Annotated in this window: 13 protein-coding genes; 7 read left to right on the top strand and 6 right to left on the bottom strand. The window is 75.2% G+C overall.

All coding sequences use genetic code 11. The features are described 5' to 3' along the window. Positions 1 to 21: 21 nt before the first annotated feature. From OG937_24345 to OG937_24325, 5 genes are all read right to left on the bottom strand, one after another. Positions 22 to 1,593: an alpha/beta hydrolase gene (locus OG937_24345; GenBank protein WUD74598.1), complete on the bottom strand. Its 1,572-nt coding sequence runs from the start codon at positions 1,591 to 1,593 to the stop codon at positions 22 to 24. Between the two features lie 101 nt (positions 1,594 to 1,694). Further along, positions 1,695 to 2,717 carry a hypothetical protein gene (locus tag OG937_24340; GenBank protein WUD74597.1) on the bottom strand — a complete coding sequence of 341 codons (1,023 nt, stop codon included), beginning with the start codon at positions 2,715 to 2,717 and terminating at the stop codon, positions 1,695 to 1,697. A gap of 256 nt (positions 2,718 to 2,973) precedes the next feature. Further along, complete coding sequence (locus OG937_24335) at positions 2,974 to 4,185, bottom strand: DNA polymerase III subunit delta' (GenBank protein WUD74596.1); 1,212 nt, start codon at positions 4,183 to 4,185, stop codon at positions 2,974 to 2,976. A gap of 765 nt (positions 4,186 to 4,950) precedes the next feature. Continuing rightward, the gene (locus OG937_24330; GenBank protein ID WUD74595.1) at positions 4,951 to 5,610 is read right to left on the bottom strand and encodes a hypothetical protein; all 660 of its coding nucleotides are present in this window, start codon (positions 5,608 to 5,610) and stop codon (positions 4,951 to 4,953) included. Between the two features lie 145 nt (positions 5,611 to 5,755). Beyond that, positions 5,756 to 7,792: an asparagine synthase-related protein gene (locus tag OG937_24325; GenBank protein WUD74594.1), complete on the bottom strand. Its 2,037-nt coding sequence runs from the start codon at positions 7,790 to 7,792 to the stop codon at positions 5,756 to 5,758. A 772-nt stretch (positions 7,793 to 8,564) separates the two neighbouring features. Here OG937_24325 and OG937_24320 point away from each other — a divergent pair. The 7 genes from OG937_24320 (at position 8,565) to OG937_24290 (ending at position 17,794) form a co-directional block, all read left to right on the top strand. Further along, the gene (locus OG937_24320) at positions 8,565 to 9,977 is read left to right on the top strand and encodes an MFS transporter (GenBank protein ID WUD74593.1); all 1,413 of its coding nucleotides are present in this window, start codon (positions 8,565 to 8,567) and stop codon (positions 9,975 to 9,977) included. A gap of 715 nt (positions 9,978 to 10,692) precedes the next feature. After that, entirely contained in the window at positions 10,693 to 11,913 is a 1,221-nt protein-coding gene (lhgO, locus tag OG937_24315; protein ID WUD74592.1) for an L-2-hydroxyglutarate oxidase, read from the top strand. A gap of 12 nt (positions 11,914 to 11,925) precedes the next feature. Beyond that, entirely contained in the window at positions 11,926 to 12,684 is a 759-nt protein-coding gene (gene trmB / locus OG937_24310) for a tRNA (guanosine(46)-N7)-methyltransferase TrmB (GenBank protein WUD74591.1), read from the top strand. A gap of 193 nt (positions 12,685 to 12,877) precedes the next feature. After that, positions 12,878 to 14,362, top strand: a complete 1,485-nt coding sequence (locus OG937_24305; protein ID WUD78862.1) for a PrsW family intramembrane metalloprotease — start codon at positions 12,878 to 12,880, stop codon at positions 14,360 to 14,362. Between the two features lie 41 nt (positions 14,363 to 14,403). Further along, complete coding sequence (locus OG937_24300) at positions 14,404 to 15,054, top strand: DUF6230 family protein (protein WUD74590.1); 651 nt, start codon at positions 14,404 to 14,406, stop codon at positions 15,052 to 15,054. Between the two features lie 86 nt (positions 15,055 to 15,140). Then, a complete protein-coding gene (locus tag OG937_24295) occupies positions 15,141 to 15,797 on the top strand; it encodes a DUF6230 family protein (protein ID WUD74589.1) in 657 nt (218 codons plus the stop codon). A 20-nt stretch (positions 15,798 to 15,817) separates the two neighbouring features. After that, positions 15,818 to 17,794: a DUF6114 domain-containing protein gene (locus OG937_24290; protein ID WUD78861.1), complete on the top strand. Its 1,977-nt coding sequence runs from the start codon at positions 15,818 to 15,820 to the stop codon at positions 17,792 to 17,794. Positions 17,795 to 17,972: 178 nt separating this feature from the next. On the opposite strand, the gene OG937_24285 is transcribed toward OG937_24290, so the two are convergent. After that, complete coding sequence (locus OG937_24285; protein WUD74588.1) at positions 17,973 to 18,191, bottom strand: DUF2277 domain-containing protein; 219 nt, start codon at positions 18,189 to 18,191, stop codon at positions 17,973 to 17,975. Positions 18,192 to 18,198: the final 7 nt, after the last annotated feature.

Here is an 18,198-nt window from a genome sequence, read left to right as displayed (position 1 = left end):
GCGATCGGGCCCCTCACGGGGTCAGCAGGTCTTGCCGTCCGCCGGGGGCGTGCCGTCGAGGAGGTAGCGGTTGACGGCGGAGTCGATGCAGCTGCTGCCGCGGGCGTACGCCGTGTGGCCGTCGCCGTTGTAGGTGAGCAGGACGCCGGAGTCGAGCTGGCCGGCGAGGGACTTGGCCCAGGCGTACGGCGTGGCGGGGTCGCGGGTGGTGCCGACGACCAGGATGGGGTCGGCGCCGGTGGCCTCGATGCGGTGGGGCTTGCCGGTCGGCGCGACGGGCCAGTAGGCGCAGATCAGGCTGGACCACGCGAGGTTCTTGCCGAAGTGCGGGGACTCGGCGGTGAACGCGGAGACGGACTGCTCGGCGGCCGGCGGGCCGGACAGCGCCGGCGGCAGGTCGAGGCAGTTCACGGCGGCGTTGGCGTACATGAGGTTGTCGTAGCGGCCGCGGTCGTCGCGCTCGTAGTACGTGTCGGACAGCGCGAGCAGACCGCTTCCGTCGCCCTTGTTCGCCTTGGTGAGGGCGGTGCGCAGGGTGGGCCACATCGACTCGTCGTACATCGCGGCGATCACGCCGGTGGTGCCGAGCGCCTCGGTCAGCTTGCGGTCGCTGCCGGTGTTCAGGGGCTTGGCGTCCAGCTGCTTGAAGAAGGCGTCGAGGCGGTGCCCGGCGTCGGCGGAGCTCTTGGTGCCGAGCGGGCAGTCGCGGTGGCCGACGCAGTCCCGGGCGAAGGCGTCGAAGGCGGTCTCGAAGCCGGAGGCCTGGCCGCGGCTCGCGTCGAGGGCCGAGATCGACGGGTCGACGGCGCCGTCGAGGACGAGCCGGCCGGCCTTGTCGGGGAACAGCTCGGCGTAGGTGGCGCCCAGGAACGTGCCGTAGGACTTGCCGACGTAGTTGAGCTTGCGGTCGCCGACCAGAGCGCGGAAGACGTCCATGTCGCGGGCGGAGTCCACCGTGCTGATGTGCTTGAGCAGTTTGGCGGAGCGCTGCTCGCAGCCACCGGCGAACTCCTTGTCGGCGGCGACGAGGGCGTTGACCTCGGCGCCGTCGTCCGGGGTGACGTCGGTCGCCGTGAAGGCGTCCATCTGGCGGTCGCTGAGGCACTCGACGGGCTCGCTGCGGGCCACACCGCGTGGGTCGATGGCGGCCATGTCGTAGCGGGAGGTGACCGCCGACGGGTAGCCGAAGGCCGCGTACTGCAGGTAGTCGATCGCGGAGCCGCCGGGGCCGCCCGGGTTGACCAGCAGGGTGCCGAGCCGCTTGCCGCCGTCCTCGGCCCGCTTCCGGGTGACGGCGAGCTTGAGGTCGCTCGCGGCGGACGGGTGGGCGTAGTCGAGGGGGACCCGCATGGTGGCGCACTGCATGCCCGGCATGTCCTTGCACTCGCGCCAGGACAGGCGCTGCTCGTAGTACGGCCGGAGGTTGCCGTAGGCGTCCGCGGGAGCGCCCGAGGGCGGCGGCCCGCCGCGCGAGCCCGTCGGGGACGAGGCGGCGGCACTGTGCGTGCTGCCTCCGGTCGTGCACGCGGACAGCATCAGCCCGGCGACGGCGAGGACGGTGCCGGAGGTACGGAGCAGGCGCGGGGTGTGCATCGGAGCCTCGGTTCCTCGTGGTGGTCATCTGGAGCGTATCCGGAGGGCCGGTGGCGAACCGTCCTCCACAGTCCTCGTACGGGTGATTCCGGCCCGCGCCCTCAGGGACGGTCCGGGCCGTCGAGCTTCTCGGTCGCGTACCCGGCCACGAGGGCGAAGAGCCGCCGTCGCGGGGCGATGCCGTCCAGCACCCGCACCCCGGCGGACACGCCGCGCACCCGTTCCCGCAGGGCGAGGGCGGAGCGCCGCGCGTCCTCCTCTCCGGAGGGTACGGCGAGCAGCAGCGCGGGGCGCGGCATGTCACCCCCGGGGTAGCCGCGGTCGGTGGAGGAGTAGTACGGCGGCGGGCCGGACCGGTCGATCCCGTCGTAGCCGCCCGAGACGCCGATCGCCGCGGTGTACCCCTCGGGGTCGGTCAGCTGCTGCCGTACGACGCAGGCCGCGTCCCCGTCGGCGCCCAGCAACGCCCGCGCGGGGCGGCCGGGCAGGACGCGGTAGAGCCGGGCGACCGCGACCGGGACGGCCGCGGGACGGGCGCCGGGGCCGGTGTCGCAGTGGGCGGGCAGCACGACCACGAAGGGGTCGGCGATGCCCCGCAGCGACTGGGCGGCGAAGCCGGCGAACAGATCCGGGTCGGCGGGGTCGATGTGGGCCACGACCAGGGGGAAGTACACCCCGACGGAGTCCGGGTAGTCGTACTGCGGGGGCAGCCAGACCCGCGTGCCGTCGGACAATTCCTGGAGCGTGCCCCCGGCCGGGTGACCGAGGGTGCGCGGCGGCTCCAGCCCGGCGTCCACGGGGTCGGACGGCACCGGCCGCGGGGGTGGCGCGGCCGGCGGCCGGGACGGCGGAGGGGCGGCGGCGGTGACCGGGCGGGGCGACGAGAGCGACGGATCCGCCGGGCCGGACGGCGACCAGACGGCCAGCGTGACCGCCACCGCGGCGGCCAGCGCGGACCCCGCGCCGCGCAGCACCGTGCCGGTGCGCTCGACGGGCAGTTCGTACGCGCGGCCCGCGCGCTGCTCCCACCAGTGCCGCAGGGCCGAGCGGGCGAGCGCCACCGCCACGGCCCCGGCCACGGTCAGCAGCGCGTACAGAACGACGACCTCGGCCACCTCGGGCACGTGCGGCACCACCTCGGCAGGTCCCCCACGGCGCTTCGGGCACGGGCGCGGCACCCGCGCCGAAGGCAGGGGGGAGCGCACCCCGTGCGCTGGGATCACCCCCGCGGGGACAGCGGCCGGGGGCACCGCACAGCAGCCTGCGGCAAGGCCGGGCGCACCGGGGAGCGGCGACGCGCGAGCGCCGCAAACGATCACCCGTCCGCCGGATGATCAAGCCGCGGGGGCGGTCCGCGCGGCCGGTCCCGCGCGCCGGCGGTCAGCCCGCGCGCAGGGCCAGCGTCATCGCCTCGACGGCCAGCAGCGGCGCGACGTTCCTGTCCAGGGCCCCACGGCAGGCGAGCACGGCCTCGATGCGGCGCAGCGTGTTCTCCGGCCGCGAAGCAGCCGCGATCCGCTCGACGGCGTCCCGCGCCTCGACGTTCGCGATGGCGACGGACGTGCCGACCTGCACCGCCAGCACGTCCCGGTAGAAGCCCGCCAGGTCGGTGAGGGCCAGGTCGAGGGTGTCGCGCTGGGTACGGGTGGACCGGCGCTTCTGCCGGTCGGCGAGCTCCTTCATCACGCCCGCCGTGCCGCGCGGCATCCGGCTGCCCGCCCCCGCGGCCGCGCCGAGCGCCGTGCGCAGCTCCTCGGTCTCCTTGGCGTCCATCTCCTCGGAGACCTGCTTGGCGTCCTCGGTCGCCGCGTCCACCAGCTCCTGCGCGGCCTTGAGGCAGCCCCCGACGTCGTCCACGCGCAGCGGCAGCCTCAGCACGGCCGCGCGGCGGGTGCGCGCCCCCTCGTCGGTGGCGAGCCGGCGGGCGCGGTCGATGTGCCCCTGCGTGGCACGGGCGGCGGCCTCGGCGATCACGGGGTCGATGCCGTCGCGCCGGACCAGCACGGCGGCGACGGCGTCCACGGGCGGGGTGCGCAGCACCAGGTGCCGGCAGCGCGAGCGGATCGTCGGCAGCACGTCCTCGATGGAGGGCGCGCACAGCAGCCATACCGTCCGGGGCGCGGGCTCCTCCACGGCCTTGAGCAGCACGTTGCCGGCGCCCTCGGTGAGGCGGTCGGCGTCCTCCAGCACGATCACCTGCCAGCGGCCGGAGGCGGGCGACAGCGTGGAGCGGCGGACGAGGTCGCGGGTGTCCTTGACGCCGATGGAGAGCAGGTCGGTGCGGACCACCTCGACGTCGGCGTGCGTACCGACCAGGGTCGTGTGGCAGCCGTCGCAGAAGCCGCAGCCCGGCGCCCCGCCCAGCGCCCGGTCCGGGCTCACGCACTGCAGCGCGGCGGCGAAGGCGCGCGCGGCCGTGTCACGGCCCGCGCCGGGCGGGCCGGTGAACAGCCAGGCGTGCGTCATCTTCGACGCCGTCGGCAGCGCGGTGCGCGCGGCAGCCGCCGTCACGTAGGCGTCGGCGTCCCGTGCGGCGGCAGCCAACTGCTCCGTCACCCGGTCCTGGCCGACCAGGTCGTCCCATACCGCCATCGTGCCCGCCCGTCCTGTGGTGCCGCTGCCCTTGCGTTGTCCGGCCCCACCATTGTCGGGTACGCCACGGACACCCTGCGGGGCGCGGGGGGCGGGGGGTCACGTCGTTGTTCCGGCCGGTTGTCGTGTGCGGGTTGTTCGCGCCTGCGGCGGGCGTCCACCCGCCCGCCCTCCCGATTGCCCGGCGCGGTCAGTGACCGCCTCGCTGCGTACGTGTGGGGTCGGTGCCGCGCCGGCGCACTCCCCCAGCCTTCGGCCGGGGGGACCCCCACAGCACTCGCGGTTTACCCCTGCGTCGTTCGGCACCGCGTTCGCCGCTCGTCTCCCCCAGCCTTCGGCCGGGGGGACCCCCATGGGCGCACCCCGCCACACCCCCTCCCACGGGTTGGGGCGACTGACGGCCGGTGGGGGGTGAGTAAGGCACCTGCGGCCACCCCGGAGCGCTTCCTCACCCCCCACCGGCCGTCAGTCGCCGCTCGATACGAAGGGGGCGGGGGAGGTGGGGGCACCCCCGGCCGAAGGCTGGGGGAGGGTGGGCGTTCTGGACGCTGACGTGTATTTGTTGTGCGGCACGGACGGCAAGGACCTGGACCGCCCGCCATGCACATAAATTTGCGGTCCAGAATGCCCAGCCCCGCAGGCCCCGACCCCGGCCCACCACGAACCGCGCGAGCCCCGCACCAACCGCGCCGGGCAATCGGGAGGGCGGGCGGGGGAGAAACCCCAACCGCAACCACAACGCACCCGCACGGCAGCGCCAGACGGTCAGCCGGAGGCGCGACGGTGGCGGCGGGGCCCGGGTCGCGGGACGGGCTTGCGGCGGAGCATCACGAATGTCGCCACCGAGGCGATGCCCAGGGCGACCAGTACGGAGGCCACGCCCGCGGTGACGTCGGAGGGGCCGGTGGAGGTCGACGCGGAGGTGAGCCCCGCGGCGGGGAGGCCCGTGCCCGGGCCGGTGGACGCCGCCGCCGTCACCCCGGGCACGGCGCCCGCGGGCGCGGAGGGGCCGGTGGAGGCGGTGCCCGGCGACGGGGTCGCCGTCCCGGCCGGACAGGCCACCGTGAAGCGCTGCGGCTTCGCGTCGGAACCGGCCCACCGGAAGCGGTAGTCGCCGTCGGCGAGGACGACGCGGCCGGTGCTCCCGGTGCCCCGGGCGCCGGTGACCAGCGTGCCGACGACCGCGTCCTCGCCCCGGGCGTACGAGACCGTCCAGTTGACCGGCTGCTCGGGGCCGAAGCCCTCGGCCTTGAAGTAGAAGGTGCACACCGTGGCGCCGTCTTCGCGCGTCCTGCCCAGTGCCTCGTCGTAGAGGCGGACCCCGGACCGGTCGGCGGGCGCGCCGGAGGCGTGCGCGGCCAGGCCCAGGAGGGCCGCGGCGGCGGCAGCGGCGGCGAGGGCCGCCGCCGTGGTACGGATGCGCATGTTCAGAGTGTCCCGGAGACCCGCGCGCGGGGCTGCGCCGGGGTCCTTTTCCGGCCAGTGACATATGTGGAGCAACGGCGTCCATATCCCCCCGGACGGCGCACCCGTGGGGCGCACGCACCGTCAGATGACCGCCGGCGCCGGCCTACAGCGACAGCCGCTGCACCCCGCTCGCGACCGCGCGCTGTTCCGGCACCTCCGTGCCCGTCCAGCAGGAGCCGCGCCGGGCCAGCAGCCGGCGCAGCCACACCTCCGTGGCGACCAGGTCGGCGAGGCCGTCGACGGGCACCGGTTCGCCGTCCGCCGCGGCGCGCAGGGCGGCCCGTACGACCCGGGCCTCGACGAGCCCGGCGTCCGCGAGCAGCGGGGCCTCGAAGAGGTCGAGCAGGTCGTCGACGGCCGCCCGCAGGCCCGCACGGACGGCGACGGCCGTGGAGACGTGGGAGTTGGCGCCCCAGCCGGGCGGCAGTTCGCGGATGCCCGCGCCCGCCAGCACGGAGCGCAGGATCGTGGTGCGGGCGCCCGGCTGGACGCGCAGCGTCTCGGGCAGCGCCCGGCAGGCCCGCACCACCTGGTTGTCCAGGAAGGGCGCGTGCAGCCGCTGGCTGCGCACCTCGGCGGCCTGCTCGAAGACCCGGTGGTCGGCGGCGTGCCGGGCGAGCGCGGCGCGCGCCCGGCGCTCTCCGGGGCGCTCCACCGTCGTACCCGGCCGGGAAGCCGCCTCCTGCAGGCGAACCGATACTTCGGCCAGCGCCTCACCGGTCAGCCAGCGCGCCGCGGGGCCCGGCCGGCACCACGCGAGGGCCGCCAGCGACGCGGCCAGGGCGTCCCCGTGGTCCTCGAAGCGCCGGGCCAGCAGCCGTGCCGCGGCGTCCTCCACGCCCTGCCGGTAACTGGTGCGGGCCAGCCGCCGCGCCGCCCGGTACACCGTGAACGGGACGAAGACCGAGCGCCCCGAGGGCCCGTCCGCCCGCGCCAGGGCCGTGACGGGACGCAGCAGGCCGCGCCGCCGCCGGTCCATCAACAGGTCCGCCAGGCGCGCCGGATGGGCGTCCAGCACCTGCCGGGCACCGTGCCCCACGAAGTGGTCGGCGCCGCCGGCCGCCAGGCGCCGCCGGTGCCGTTCCGCGGTGACCAGCGAGGGGCCCGGCTCGTCGGTGAGCGGCCCGCTGTCCAGGAGGTCGGCGTACGGCAGGGACTCCGGCCCGCCCGGTACGACGACGTGGTGCAGCCGCGGGTCGGCGGCCATGCTGCGGGCGCGCTCCAGCTCCGCCTCGCGCCCGTGGACTCCGCCCGTGGTCAGGTCGTTGAAGGTCACCGCCAGCAGGCGCTGCCCCGCGGCGGAGCCGTGCCCGAGCGGTGTGCCCGGCATCCCCGGCAGACCCGCGGCGAGCAGGGCGAGCGTGGAGGAGGCGCTGCCCCCGGACAGGTCGGCGCCGATGCCCGGCGCCGGGGCCTCGCCGGGGTCCGGTACGAAGCGGGGCTGCGCGAGCCGCGTCCGGACGGCGTCCACCAGGGCGTCCCGTATGCCGGCGAGCGCCCGGTCCGGGTCGGCGAAGGACGCAGGGGTGCCGGCGACGGCCAGCGAGGCGGTGGGCTCGTAGCCGCTGACCTCGGGCACCCCGTCGCGCATGATGAGCGCGTGCCCGGGCGGCACCCGGCGCACCCCGGCGTACGGGGTGCCCTCGCCGAGCGCCTCGGGCGAGTCGGGGCAGGCCAGCAGCGCCGCAAGGTAGGTCACGTCCAGGGCGGCCTCGGTGAGGTCGGCGAGCGGCAGCGCGGCCGTGCCGTACGCCGTGCCCCGCGCCCACTGGGTGTGGAACACCGGCCGGGCGCCCGCGAGGTCCCCCAGCACCGTGACGCGTCGGCCGATCTGCAGGACGCAGGTGTAGCTCCCCGCCCAGGCCGTCAGATGGCGCAGCGCCCCGCCGCGCGCCGCGAACAGCCCCACCCGCAGGTCGGCGTCGGAGGCGGCGCAGCGGCCCAGCACGGCCAGCCGCGCCACGGAACCGTTCTCGGCGTGGACGATCCGCACCTCGTCGGGGCGCCAGTCGCCCACCATCCACAGCGGATCGGGGTCGCCCCACAGGAGTTGTGCGCCGACGGGCTGCAGGGTGCGGCCGGCGCGCGTGCCGGGAACCTGTCCCACGGCAGCGCTGCTCCACCCCACCAACCACCGCATCGCCGCCTCCACAGGTCGTGGATTACGTGGGCCACCGTGGCCAACCGGCCCCGCGGCAGGCCGAACTGCCGCCCCGTCCGAGGAACATGCTGCCACGGAGCGGCGCACAAAGAGGCGCATGAGGACATGGTTGAGCGCCGGACCGCGCGTCACGCGCGGTCCGGCGCGGGCCGGTTCGGCCCAACTCCCCCCTGATCATGGTCACTTGGAATGGGCCACCGGATTTCAAACGTCATTTTCCGGTCAATGTCCGGGCAGCCCGCATTCGTCCGTTCTGCGACGTGTGGGGGTCGCGGTCCGGGAGGCGTGGCGCACCTCCCGGACCGGTCCGCCACCCGCGGGGATTGTGGTGGCGGAGCCCCCTGGCCCGCCACTACCCCCCATAGCCGCACATGAGAGCCGCGGGCCAACCCACCCCACCATGGAACCCCTACCGCCCGAACCGGCACAGAGCGCGCGGATGGGCGCACAGCCGCATACGCCGGTAGCACGCGCCACCAGCAGGAGTCGCCAGGCCGCATTCAGGGCAGGAATCTCGCCATCCGGGACAACAGCTCTTAACGGGCGGGATACGGCGAACTACGCTGGGTTCACCCGAGAAGCGATGGTCCCGGCAGCTCGGGGTCCGGCGCATGCCCGGTGGCGGGCTGCGGCGGACCCGGCACGCCTCCACAAGAGGCGCCGGGCCAGCCGTTGTTGTGCGTCGAGAGGGTGTGACAGGCGTGGCAGGCGTACGCGGCCCTCGCGCTTACGGCGAGAGGTGGTAGTGGTCATGACCAAAGAACCCCGAGGGCCCAACGAGAAACTCGGCACCCTTCTCGCCCTGGCCGGCATCAGCAACGCGGGACTCGCCCGCAGGGTCAACGACCTCGGCGCCCAGCGCGGTCTGACCCTGCGGTACGACAAGACCTCTGTCGCCCGCTGGGTCACCAAGGGCATGGTGCCGCAGGGCGCCGCCCCGCACCTCATCGCGGCGGCCATCGGCAGCAAGCTCGGCCGTCCCGTGCCACTGCACGAGATCGGCCTCGCCGACGCCGACCCCGCGCCCGAGGTGGGCCTCGCCTTCCCCCGCGACGTCGGGGAGGCCGTCAAGTCCGCCACCGACCTGTGGAAGCTCGACCCCGGCCGGCGCGGCCCGGGCGGCGGCGGCATCTGGCAGAGCCTCGCCGGCTCCTTCGCGGTCAGCGCGTACGTCACGCCGGCCTCCCGCTGGCTGATAACCCCGGCCGACGCCCGCGTCGCCCGCGAGGACCCCGCCCCGGGCACGCACCACGTCGGCCACTCCGACGTCGCCAAGCTCCGCGAGGCCGCGGAGGACGCCCGGCGCTGGGACTCCAAGTACGGCGGTGGCGACTGGCGTTCCGGCATGGTCCCCGAGTGCCTGCGGGTCGAGGCGGCCCCGCTGCTGCTCGGCTCGTACAGCGACGAGGTCGGCCGCTCCCTCTTCGGCGCCACCGCCGAACTCACCCGGCTCGCCGGGTGGATGGCCTTCGACACCGGCCAGCAGGAGGCCGCCCAGCGGTACTACATCCAGGCCCTGCGGCTCGCGCGCGCCGCCGCCGACGTCCCCCTCGGGGGCTACGTGCTGGCGTCGATGTCCCTCCAGGCCACGTACCGCGGCTTCGCCGACGAAGGCGTGGACCTGGCCCAGGCCGCCCTCGAACGCAACCGCGGCCTCGCCACGGCGCGCACGATGTCCTTCTTCCACCTCGTCGAGGCCCGCGCCCACGCCAAGGCCGGCGAGAGCGCCACGTGCGCCACGGCCCTGGCCGCGGCCGAGTCCTGGCTCGACCGCGCCCGCGACGGCGACGCCGACCCGCCCTGGCTCGGCTTCTACTCCTACGACCGCCTCGCCGCGGACGCCGCCGAGTGCTACCGCGACCTGCGCGTACCCGGGCAGGTGCGCCGCTTCACGGAGACGGCCCTCGCCCGGCCCACGGAGGAGTTCGTGCGCTCGCACGGGCTGCGGCTCGTGGTCTCGGCGGTCGCGGAGCTGGAGTCCGGCAACCTGGACGCGGCTTGCGCGGCCGGGGTCAAGGCGGTGGAGGTGGCCGGGCGGATCTCGTCGGCCCGGACGACGGAGTACGTGCGGGACCTTCTGCACCGGCTGGAGCCGTACGGGAACGAGCCGCGCGTCGCGGAGCTGCGCGAGCGCGCCCGCCCCCTGCTGGCGGCCCCCGCGTAGCCCTCCGGGGTGCGGGGGGGGGTGCCCCTTGCTGCCGGTCGTCGTGTGCGGGTTGTCTGCGCCTGCGGCGGGCATCCCCCGCCCTCCCTCCCGATTGCCCGGCGCGGTCAGTGCGGGTCTCGCACCGTGTGCCCGGGTCGGTGCCGCGCCGGGGCACGTCCTCAGCGCTCGCGGTTTGGCCCTACATCATTCGGCGCCGGGTTCGCCGCTCGTCGCTTCCGGGCGCACCCCGCCACACCCCCTCCGCTTGTGTGGGCGCATAACGGCCGGTGGGGGGCCAGTAGGCACTTGCACCCCGGACCGCCTTCTCAGCCACCCTCCGGCCGTCAGTCGCACCGACAACCGGAGGGGGTGTGGCGGGGTGCCCCCGCAGGGGACGAGCGGGGAACCCGGCGCCGAACGACGTGGACGTAAACCGCGAGCCCCGAGGTGGGGGTCCCCCCGGCCGAAGGCTGGGGGTGTACCCCGGCGCGGCACCGACCCCACAACGAACGCAGCGAGGCGGTCACTGACCGCGCCGGGCAATCGGGAGGGCGGGCGGGGGACGGCCCGCCGCAGGCGCAACGCACCCGCACACAACAACGGGCAGCCCGGCGCAGCCGCCCGCAGGCGCAAACGAGCCGCACACAACCACCCGGCGCGAACAACACGCCCCGCCGACAGGTTTGCACGCGGCGCGGACGGGCCAAGCCTTACGGGGGAGGTGACCGCGCGCATGGACACCACGGACGTCGTCGTCATCGGCGCCGGCATCGTCGGCCTCGCGACCGCGTACGCGCTCACCCGCACCGCCCCCGGCACCTCCGTCCTGGTCCTGGACAAGGAGGACGGCCCCGCCCGCCACCAGACCGGCCACAACAGCGGCGTGATCCACAGCGGCATCTACTACCGCCCCGGCTCCCTCAAGGCGCGGTACGCGACGCAGGGCGCCGCCGAGATGGTGAAGTTCTGCGCCGGCAACGACATCCCGCACGACGTGACGGGCAAGCTGATCGTCGCCACGGAGCGGGACGAGCTCCCCCGGCTGCACGCCCTCGTCCAGCGGGGCCGGCAGAACGACATCCCGGTGCAGGAGCTGGGCCCGGCCCGGATCGCGGAGCGCGAGCCGCACGTACGCGGCCTGGCGGCGATCCACGTCGGCACGACGGGGGTCTGCGACTTCACCGCGGTCGCCGCGGCCATGGCCCGCCTCACGACCGAGGGCGGTCGCGCCGACGCGCGCATCGCGTACGGCACGGAGGTCCGCGCGATCCATCGCGACGGGCGGACCGTGATCGTCGAGCCCCACGACGGCCCGCCCGTCCGGGCCAAGGCGCTGGTGAACTGCGCCGGCCTGCACTGCGACCGCATCGCGCGCATGGCCGGGGAGGACACCTCCGGCGTCCGCATCGTGCCGTTCCGCGGCGAGTACTACGAGCTGCGCCCGGACCGCGCCGGCCTCGTCCACGGACTGGTCTACCCCGTCCCCGACCCCGCGTTCCCGTTCCTCGGCGTGCATCTGACCCGCGGCTTCGACGGCTCCGTGCACGTCGGCCCGAACGCCGTCCCCGCCCTGGCCCGCGAGGGCTACCGGCGGCGCACCGTGCGCCCGCGCGACCTCGTCGAGACCGCCGCGTTCCCCGGCACCTGGCGGATCGCCCGCCGCCACTGGCGCTACGAGGCCGGCGAGATCCGCCGGTCGCTGTCGAAGCGGGCCTTCGTGGAGTCCGTGCGGCGGCTGCTGCCCGCGGTGACCGCCGACGACATGGTGCCGGCCGCGGCCGGGGTGCGGGCGCAGGCCGTGCTGCGCGACGGGACGCTCGTCGACGACTTCCTCATCACGGGCGACGGACCCTTCGTCCACGTGCTGAACGCCCCCTCGCCCGCCGCGACGGCCTCGCTGCCGATCGGCCGGGAGATCGCCCGCAGGGCACTGGCGGTGCTGGGGCGTACGTAAAATCGACGCATCATGTCGAAGCCCCGCACCCCCCACTTCCCGGGCGGCCCCGCCTCCCACCCGCATCCGGACGCGCACACCGAGCAGCGCATCCGCACCTTCCATCCGCGCCGCGGCCGGGTCACCCACGGCCAGCGGGCGGCGCTGGAGCGGCGCTGGGCGGACTGGGGCGTCGACCTCGACGGCACGCCGCTGGACCTGGACAAGCTCTTCGCCGACGCGGACCTCGCCCCGGACCGCCCGGTGGTCCTGGAGATCGGCTTCGGCATGGGCGACGCCACCGCCGCGATGGCCGCCGCCGACCCCGGCACCGGCATCCTCGCCGCGGACGTGCACACCCCCGGCCAGGGCAACCTCGTCCACCTCGCCGAGCGCGAGGGCCTGCGCAACGTCCGGGTCGCCAACGGCGACGCCGTCGTCCTGCTGCGCGACATGCTCGCCCCGGGTTCGCTGGCCGGCCTGCGGGTCTACTTCCCCGACCCGTGGCCCAAGGCCCGGCACCACAAGCGCCGCATGATCCAGCCGGAGTTCGTGGCGCTCGCCGTGTCGCGGCTGCGGCCCGGCGCGGCCGTGCACTGCGCGACCGACTGGGAGCCGTACGCCGAGCAGATGCTCGAGGTGCTGACGGCGGAGCCCGGACTGGCGAACGCCTACGCGACCGGCAGCGGCTACGCCGAGCCGCGTCCGGCCTTCCGCCCGATGACCAAGTTCGAGCGCCAGGGGATCGCCAAGGGCCACGTCGTCCACGACCTGGTCTTCGAGCGCCGCTGAACGTCCGGCCGTGCGACGCGCCGGGCGGTACGCAGGGCGGTTATCCGTAACACCATCGCGCCACGCGGCCACCGCCCCGTAAGGTCATTGGGTGTCCTCGTACTCGCATTCGCCAGACTCGCCCCTCCCGAGCCCGGCGGCCCGGCCGACCGTACCCGAGTATCCGGATCACCAGCAGCAACCGCAGTTCGCGCTGCCCGCCCCCGGGCAGTGGCACTACAAGCCGCGCCGGCACTTCTGGGAGAACCGGACGTTCCGGCTCGTGGCGCTCTTCTCCGTGCTGGCGCTGTGCGGGGTGATCATCCTCGCGCTGGTGCGCCGGCAGACCGGCACGGAGGGCCTCCTGGTCGGCCTCCTCCTGGCGGTCCTGCCGGTCCCGCTCCTCGGCGGGGCCTTCCTGTGGCTGGACCGGGTGGAGCCGACCCCCCTGCGCGACGCGGTCTTCGCCTTCGCATGGGGCGCGTGCGCCGCCACGCTGGTCGCCATCCTCGCCAACGAGTACGCGACCGAGCTGCTCGCCACGACCTTCACGGCCAGCGACTCGCAGAGCGACATCTGGGGCGCCACCTTCGTCGCCCCCGTGGTGGAGGAGAGCGCCAAGGGCGCCGCCGTCCTGCTGCTCTTCCTCTTCCGCCGCCGTGACTTCACCGGGATCGTCGACGGCGTCGTCATAGCCGGACTCACCGCCACCGGCTTCGCGTTCACCGAGAACATCCTCTACCTGGGCTCCGGCTTCGCCGAGGACCAGGCGTACGGGACCGACGGCGGGCTGGGCACGACCGCGGCGATGTTCGTCGTCCGGATCGTCATGACGCCCTTCGCGCACCCGCTGTTCACCTCGCTCACCGGCATCGGCTTCGCCATCGCCGCCACCTCGCGCCCCGGCCAGGCCCGCCGCTGGCTCGCCCCGCTGGGCGGCTGGCTGCTCGCGATGGTCCTGCACGGCACCTGGAACGGCTCCGCCTCGCTCAGCCCGCTCGGCTTCCTCGCCGTCTACGCGACGCTGATGATCCCGCTCTTCGGCCTGCTGGTCTGGCTCGCGATCTGGTCCCGCTCGAACGAGCTGAAGACCATCCGCACCCAGCTGCCGCTGTACGCGGTGGCCGGCTGGCTCAGCCTGCCCGAGCCCGCCGCCATCGGCTCCATGAAGGGCCGCGGCCTCGCCCGCTCCGCCGCCCGCGGCGCACAGGGCAAGGACGCCGCCCGCACCGTCCGCGAGTACGTGTCCTTCGCGACCTCGCTCGCCTTCCTGCGCGCCCGGGCCAACCGCGGGGCCGCCGGCGCCGACTTCCAGGCCCGGGAGCAGGAACTGCTCCACCACCTGTGGGAGCGCAAGGCCGTCGCCCAGCCCGCGCTCACCCACGCGGCCCACGCCATCCGCCCCGCGTTCCCGCCCCTGTACCCCTGGGCGGCGCCCCCGCCCGGAGCGCCGTACGGGCCGTACCCGCAGGTCCAGCCGTACACGCAGCCGTACACGCAGCCCTACGGGCAACAGCCGTACGGGCAGCCCTGGCCGCAGCAACCCCAGGGCCCCCACGCGTGGCCGCAGCAGCCCGCGCAGCCGGGGGCGCACCCGCAGCGGTGGGGCCCGCGCCAACCGCAGGTGCCGCCGCAGCAGGGGTGGCACCCGCAGGCCGCGGCCCCGTACCAGGACCCCCGGGGCGGACAGCACCGCTGACTCCGGTTGCCGGGCCCGGTGGCCGGGGTTGCAATGACCGTGTGAGCCCGCTGATACGACGTACGATCCGTATCGGCCGTCCGTCCGGCCGCACCAGCTGGACGCGGACGGCCGTCGTCCTGATACCCACCCTCGCCGTCTCCACCGCCGTGGCCGTCGGCGCGGGTGCCGGGGTGGTGCCCGTCTCGCTCGCGATCTCACCGACCACGACCGCCCTGTCCGGCCAGAGCATCCAGATCGCCGCCGACCGCCTGACCGGCACCGGCTTCACGCAGTACGTGACCGTCGACCACACCGCCGAGGGCGACTTCCCCCAGGCGGTCTCCGCCATCAGTTCCGCCGAACTGCGCAACATGTGCCAGTCCGTGGTCGGCACCGTCCCCGGCTTCGGCCAGGTCACCCTGCTGATCACCGCGGGCGGCGGCGACAAGCCCGTCCACGCCGACCAGCTGATCGTCGACACCGACGACCTGGCGGGCGACGCCGAGTTCCACGACATCCGGATCGGTGTGGACGCCTCCACGACGGACACCGAGGGCCGGGCCAAGGGCCCGGCCGGCGCCCTGGGGCAGCAGGCCGAGAGCGTCACCATCGACCACCTGCGGCAGACCACCAAGTCCGTGAGCGCGGCGACCTTCCGGCTGAACGGCCTGCACATGACGGTCAAGAAGGGCGCCGACCCGTGCTTCTGACCCGAATGGGCGAGTGCGTACGACCATCGGGGTGATTACGTACCGCCCCCGAGCGACCGATCAGACCGTCCCACGGTTGACGGGACGTGCTGACCACCGAGCCCACCGGGTCCCGGCCCGCCACGTCCCAGGCCGCCGTCGCCGTCTCCGGCCGCACCAGCTGGAAGCGGCTCGCCCTCGTCATGGTGCCGACCGTCGCGGCCGCCGGCGCCGTCGTCGCGAGCCTGGCCACCGGCGCGCTCGCCGCCTCCTTCGGGGTCTCGGCCAACTCCTTCACCGTCGCCGGAGAGAGCTTCCAGATCTCCTCCTCCCTCCTGGAGGGCGACGGCTTCGTCCAGTTCGGCGTCCTCGACCGGGGACGTGACGCGGTCTACCCCGAGGCGCTGTCCGCCATCCGCCGGGCCACCCTGCACGACCTGTGCCAGTCCGTCGTCCAGCCGGTACCGGTCATCGGCCCGGTCACGCTGCGGCTGACCGCGGACCCGGCGAGCGCCGACCGCCTCATCGCGGACGCCCACGACATCAAGGGCGACGCCGTCTTCGAGAACATCCACATCGGCCAGGACGCCTCGACGGTGGACCAGGTCCCCGGCGTCCGGGGGCCGGCCGGGGCCTTCGCCCAGCAGGCGACCTCCATCCGCGTCCGCGACCTGCGGCAGACGAACCGGTCGGTCAGCGCGGCCACGTTCCGGCTGCCGGACCTGCACGTGCAGGTGCTGCGCGGCGACCACTCCTGCTTCTAGGAAAGGCCGCCGTGACCCGCATGCTGAGCCGCGCCGGAGCCCTCCGGTCCCGCTTCCGCGCCTGGCGCCGCAGCCGTCCCTTCTGGGCCGGCGTGTGGACCCTGCTCGCCGGCGTGGAGATCCTCTCCATCCCGCTCGCCCCGCTCGCGCTCATGATCCACGAGGGCATCGCCGGTGTCTCCGGCCTGCTCATGGGCGTCTTCCTGGTCGTCCTGGGCCTCACCCTGTGGCTCGCCCCGCACTACCGCGCCTTCGCCGGGATCGCGACCCTGATCTTCTCCGTCGCCTCGCTCGTGCTGTCCAACTTCGGCGGCTTCCTGATCGGTTTCCTGCTGGGCGTCATCGGCGGGGCCATGGCCGTCAGCTGGGTGCCGGACGGGGACGGCGACGGAGGCCGCGGCAGGCGAGCCCGGCCGGTGCCCGACTGGGGCGGTGGGCACGGCGGCACCACCGGGCCCGGCGCGGGCGCACCGCAGGGCGGCGCCCCGGACGGCGCCCTGCCCCCGGCGGCACCACCGGCCGCCGCCGCGGGCGGCACGGAGCCGGCGCCGCCCACGGCCACGGGCTCCGCCTCGGGTCAGGACGCCCCGGGTCAGGACGGTGCCGGCACCCCAGCGGTCCGCTCGGCCGTCCGCAACCGGGCCGTACGGCTGCGGGCCATCGGCGCCCTCCCGGTCGGCGGTGCGCTGCTCGCCGGCGGGCTGCAGCCGATGGCACCCATGGCCATGGCCCACGACGCGGGCGCCTCCAAGGGCGACGGCACCGCGAAGTCCGCCGAGGGCTACCACAGCGCGGACGAGGCCGTGTGCGACGTGCTGGACGGCCTCTACCAGGCCCGCAACCCCACCGTGCACGGCACCGGCACCGGCACCGCGACCGGCAAGGCCAGGAACCGCGCCCGGGGCGGGCTCCACGTCGGCGTCGAGACGGAGGCCCCGCTCCCGGTCCGCGGCTCGCTCGACGTCTCGCCCGGCGGCACCCCGAAGGGAGCCGGCCCGAGCCCCGTACCGTCCCAGCGCGCGGCCCCGCAGCAGCCGTCGGGCGGGCTGCTCGGCGCGGTGGGCGACCTGCTGGGCCTGCGGGGCGAGCAGCCGTCGGCACAGGCACCGGCGACACGGCGACCGGGCGCCACCCCGTACGCGCCGCCCGCACCCCGCGCGGGCGGATCCGCCCGCCGTACACGGCCCGAGGTCCCCGCCCCGTCCGCGGGCGCGCCCCCCACCGGCATCCTGTCGGGCAACAAGATCGGCCCCGACTCGCTGCTGGACCTGGTCGTCCCCCGCCACCCCTCCGACGGCGGTATGGACGAACCGCTCTCCCTGCTCCCCGCCCGCATCCGCCTGGGCACCCCCGACTCCCCCTGGTGCCTGCCGAAGGCCTCCCTGGAGCTGTCGATCGGCGCGGCCCACTACCGCGACCGCGTCATCACCGCCGAGCAGCCGTTCCGCGTGCTCACCCCGCTGCTGGTCCTGACCGGGCTGACGTACCACGGGATCACCGCCGTCCCCACCCGCGCCGGCGCGGAACGCGTCCTGGTCTTCACCGCCTGGCGCGCCGACATCGCCAGCCTCCGCCAGACCGCGGGCCTGCTCTCCCCCGCCTGCGCCCGGCGCCACGCCCGCGACTGGACCCCGCCCTTCCACGGCCTGCCCGGGATCGGCCTGCCGCTGCTGGACATCGGGCTGCCCGGCATCGGCCGCGTCTCCCCCGAGCCGCCGCCGTGGGCCCCCTGCCAGGGCGAACTCGAGTCGGACGCCCGGCCCTGGAGCACCACGACCGCCACCGGACGCCCGGTCGTCCTGCTCACCCGCGTCCTGAGCGGCAACCTCCTCGGCCTGCTCCCGGTCACCTTCGCCCCGGACACACCGCCCCCGCTGCCGCCCGGGCTGACGATCCCCATCCCGGTCTTCTTCACGCAGGTCGTGGCGTACAACCAGCTGCTGACCGCGCAGCGGCTCACGATCCCCGGACTGCACCAGCAGGCGTCACTCCGCTGACTGGCACACGACGGCGCTGGCCAGCAGCACGGCGGTGAGAGCGGTGACGACGAGGGCCCTACGGACAACGGACATGGCACACCTCAGTGCAGCGGCGGACTGTTTCGAGCAGGAGATAACCTACCGTCACCCGGCCACCACTCAACGTCACGCCGCTGCGGGGAACCACCCGCAGGGACTAGGAGGCCCTCTGGCCCCGCACCTGGATCCCGTCCAGCAACTCCCGCGTGGCCGCCGCCACCGCGTCCACCGCCTCCTCGAACGCCTCCCGGTTGTGCGCCGCCGGCGCCCGGAACCCGGAGATCTTCCGCACGTACTGCAGGGCCGCGGCCCGGATGTCCTCTTCGCCGACCTCGGGCGTCATCGGCGGGCGCAGGGTCTTGATGCTTCGGCACATGGCTCCA

Origin of the sequence: Streptomyces sp. NBC_00510 (assembly GCA_036013505.1) — a bacterium.
Taxonomy (GTDB): domain Bacteria; phylum Actinomycetota; class Actinomycetes; order Streptomycetales; family Streptomycetaceae; genus Actinacidiphila.
This window is presented reverse-complemented; position numbering and strand designations above follow the sequence as displayed.

Excerpts from the sequence above, each read along its gene's own strand:
- OG937_24345 (WUD74598.1), bottom strand. The coding sequence starts at position 1,593 with ATGCACACCCCGCGCCTGCTCCGTACCTCCGGCACCGTCCTCGCCGTC.
- OG937_24335 (WUD74596.1), bottom strand. The coding sequence starts at position 4,185 with ATGGCGGTATGGGACGACCTGGTCGGCCAGGACCGGGTGACGGAGCAG.
- OG937_24330 (WUD74595.1), bottom strand. The coding sequence starts at position 5,610 with ATGCGCATCCGTACCACGGCGGCGGCCCTCGCCGCCGCTGCCGCCGCC.
- OG937_24325 (WUD74594.1), bottom strand. The coding sequence starts at position 7,792 with ATGCGGTGGTTGGTGGGGTGGAGCAGCGCTGCCGTGGGACAGGTTCCC.
- OG937_24320 (WUD74593.1), top strand. The coding sequence starts at position 8,565 with ATGACCAAAGAACCCCGAGGGCCCAACGAGAAACTCGGCACCCTTCTC.
- lhgO (WUD74592.1), top strand. The coding sequence starts at position 10,693 with ATGGACACCACGGACGTCGTCGTCATCGGCGCCGGCATCGTCGGCCTC.
- trmB (WUD74591.1), top strand. The coding sequence starts at position 11,926 with ATGTCGAAGCCCCGCACCCCCCACTTCCCGGGCGGCCCCGCCTCCCAC.
- OG937_24290 (WUD78861.1), top strand. The coding sequence starts at position 15,818 with ATGCTGAGCCGCGCCGGAGCCCTCCGGTCCCGCTTCCGCGCCTGGCGC.
- OG937_24285 (WUD74588.1), bottom strand. The coding sequence starts at position 18,191 with ATGTGCCGAAGCATCAAGACCCTGCGCCCGCCGATGACGCCCGAGGTC.